A 2,301-nucleotide genomic window follows, 5' to 3' on the forward strand; every position below is an offset into this window, starting at 1 on the left:
TAAGGGGAAACCGAACGGGCGTACGGTACTCTCGTATGAACAGGATGGTATTAAATCGCACGCCCACACAGCCAGCATTTCCGATACAGACCTGGGAACGAAATACACCAGCTCTTTTGATTATGGTTCGAAACCAACAACCAGTTTTGATTACGGAAATAAGTCATCCACAGAAGGGGGTTGGCACGCACATAACTTTCGATATTGCTCAACGTCTGCATACCGGGATACTCCCGGCCAGGGGCTGGGGATGCACTCGTCGAATATTTCATGGTCAGCTGGAGATCGTATTGAGGGAAGTGGTAATCATGCTCATGTGACGTGGATTGGCCCTCATGATCACTGGGTGGGTATCGGTGCGCATGACCATTATGTGGTTATGGGGTATCACGGACATGCTGCGACCGTTCATGCAACCGGAAATGCAGAAAACACCGTTAAAAATATTGCGTTTAACTATATTGTGAGGCTTGCCTGATGACTTTTGAAATGACCGGAGAAAACCGGACTATTACTCTCTACAACCTTCGTGCAGATACAAATGAATATATTGGGAAATGTGATGGGTTTATCCCGGCTAATACGGGATTACCTGCTTACAGTACCAATATTGCCCCGCCGTCAGCGAAGGCTGGTTTTGTCGCTGTATTTAATTATGAGTCAGAAAAATGGTCATTGGTTGAGGACCATCGAGGGAAAACGGTCTACGACATTCAAACCGGGAAAGCTACCACGATTGACCAGTTAGGTAAGTTACCTGACGATGTTGTTTCAGTCGCACCGGAAGGTCATTTTGTTAAGTGGGATGGAGCAAAGTGGGTCCACGATACCGATGCAGAAAATGAACATCTGCTGATGCTGGCGGAACAGGAAAAAATAAATCTTCTGGCGGTCGCAACATCCGCAATAGCCCCCTTACAGGATGCTGTTGATCTGGGCATGGCAACGGACGTTGAAACCGCGCTGTTGTTGGAGTGGAAGAAATATCGTGTCTTGCTTAACCGGGTAGATACCACAAAACCTGAATGGCCTCCACTACCGGATATTAAGGTCAGTTGATATCAGGATATGAAAGCAAATCAAGGTGGCGTAATTTAATGCAATTATTCCGTAACGCCGCCTTGCGCAACTGCCAGCCAGCTATTCAGCCATGCGGCGGTCGCGCTCTGCTTCTGCGTTAGCCTGATAATCGCGGATTTATTGCAGCTTTCCATCTTTATAAAACCAACATTTCCCAGTGTGATAAGGAGATTTGCTTTAGCTACCTGGAGGCGTAGGCCATTCAGGTTTTGAAGTATCTAATCTGTTTATTAATACTCTGTATTTTTTCCATGCTAATAATTGCTTTTGTTCTTCATCAGTATCAATATCGAGATCAACCGCGTCCTGTAAAGGTGCGATTTTTGATGCAGCCAGAGCAAGAAGGCTTTCTTTTTGCTGTGTCGCCTGCGTAATCAGTGCCATTTTTTCCGCTTCAGTGTCATGAACCCATTTTTTTCCGTCCCATTTCACAAAATGTCCTTCGGGCGCAACGGAAACTACATCGTCAGGCAGCTTACCTAACTGGTTAATTGTGATGGCTTCCCCTGTATGAATGTCGTAGACCGTTTTCCCTCGATGGTCTTCAACAAGTGACCATTTATTAGAATCAGAATTAAATACTGCAATAAACCCCTCCGGTGCTGACGGCGGGACAATATCTGTACTGAAAGCAGGCAATCCGGTATTTGCCGGAATATAACCATCACCCTGACCGATAAATTCATTTGTGGATGCTGAAAGGTTATAGATAGTAATTATCCGGTCACTGTCAGTCATTTTAAAAGCCATTATGCAAGCCTCACTAAATAATTAAATGCTGTATTTTTTACGGTGTTTTCTGCATTACCCGCAGCGTTGACCGTAATTGCGTGATTGTGTGCGCCCAAAGTAACGTTATGGCTGTGAGCACCAATTGCTGTCGTATGGGCATGAGCACCAATTGCCGTTGTATGCGAGTGAGCACCGCCTGACGCTGTTTGCTGGGTGCCCACTACACTGGTATTCGCCCCTGCACCGACTAATCCCGTTTGCGCCGATGTATTGAGCCAATAAACCGAAACACCGTGTGTGTGTGCTCCTGTGCTATTAGTCGTTTTTGTGCCGTAGTCATAGGATGATGACGTTTTTGTCCCGTAATCAAATGATGTTGTCGCTTTTGTTCCAAGATCCGTATTTGCAACCGTGGCGCTATGGTTGTGCGATTTAATACCGTCCTGTTCCTGCGACAACACCGCCCGACCACTGGCTGGCTTGCCCTTT

At 46.3% G+C, this 2,301-nt stretch carries 2 protein-coding genes and 2 pseudogenes; 2 read left to right on the forward strand and 2 right to left on the reverse strand.

Going from position 1 to position 2,301, the window contains the following annotated elements; translation table 11 throughout:
• Together M2374_RS22230 and M2374_RS22235 are read left to right on the forward strand one after the other, a co-directional pair.
• Positions 1-478: pseudogene (locus M2374_RS22230) on the forward strand (phage tail protein); the annotation flags it as partial.
• A complete protein-coding gene (locus M2374_RS22235; protein ID WP_259156650.1) occupies positions 478-1,059 on the forward strand; it encodes a tail fiber assembly protein in 582 nt (193 codons plus the stop codon). The pseudogene M2374_RS22230 and the gene M2374_RS22235, both read left to right, overlap by 1 nt.
• 198 nt (positions 1,060-1,257) lie before the next feature.
• On the opposite strand, the gene M2374_RS22240 is transcribed toward M2374_RS22235, so the two are convergent.
• Both M2374_RS22240 and M2374_RS22245 read right to left on the reverse strand, forming a co-directional pair.
• Positions 1,258-1,830 carry a tail fiber assembly protein gene (locus tag M2374_RS22240; RefSeq protein WP_259156651.1) on the reverse strand — a complete coding sequence of 191 codons (573 nt, stop codon included), beginning with the start codon at positions 1,828-1,830 and terminating at the stop codon, positions 1,258-1,260.
• Positions 1,830-2,301, reverse strand: a pseudogene (locus tag M2374_RS22245) (phage tail protein); the annotation flags it as partial. The gene M2374_RS22240 and the pseudogene M2374_RS22245, both read right to left, overlap by 1 nt.

The sequence above is a fragment of the Citrobacter sp. JUb117 genome (genome assembly GCF_024809055.1).
GTDB classification, from domain to species: Bacteria; Pseudomonadota; Gammaproteobacteria; order Enterobacterales; family Enterobacteriaceae; genus Citrobacter; species Citrobacter gillenii.

Excerpts from the sequence above, each read along its gene's own strand:
- M2374_RS22235 (WP_259156650.1), top strand. The coding sequence starts at position 478 with ATGACTTTTGAAATGACCGGAGAAAACCGGACTATTACTCTCTACAAC.
- M2374_RS22240 (WP_259156651.1), bottom strand. The coding sequence starts at position 1,830 with ATGGCTTTTAAAATGACTGACAGTGACCGGATAATTACTATCTATAAC.